Genomic DNA, 415 nt, shown 5'->3' with positions numbered 1-415 from the left:
ATGGAGACCCAGGCCGGCGGCGGCGGCGAGCCGATCAGCACCAGCCTGAGCCTGACGGGCGTCACCCCCACGGGCGCCTGCGCGGACCTCATCGAGCAGATCAACACGCAGCAGGCGCCCGGGCTCGGCGGTGCGCTGGCCCAGTACGAGGTGGACCCGGCCGCCGTCACCGGCCTGGCCGGTTCCCAGGCCGGGGCGTTCGGCATGGTCGCGGTCCCCGACGACGGCACCGATCTGCTGGCGCCCTTCGGCAAGCTGGCCGACACGTGCGGCACGTTCGGCGACCCGGACGGCGTCCAGGCGGCCTTCACGAAGGTGCCCGGCGTGCCGGACGCGGTCCACATCGCTCTGGGGAACTCGGGCATGGACACGGCCCTGTTCACCATGACCGTCGGCGGCGTCACGGACGGGGACG

General features: G+C 74.0%; 1 protein-coding gene. It reads left to right on the top strand.

Annotation, left to right across the window (positions count from 1 at the left end; all coding sequences use genetic code 11):
• Positions 1–415 (top strand): hypothetical protein (locus tag KJQ97_RS09555; protein WP_214120715.1); only part of this gene is annotated, 415 nt, incomplete at both ends.

Origin of the sequence: Campylobacter sp. 2018MI01 (assembly GCF_018501205.1) — a bacterium.
GTDB lineage: Bacteria > Campylobacterota > Campylobacteria > Campylobacterales > Campylobacteraceae > Campylobacter_E.
The sequence above is the reverse complement of the archived record's forward strand: the minus strand, read 5'-3'. Positions and strand labels throughout refer to the sequence as shown.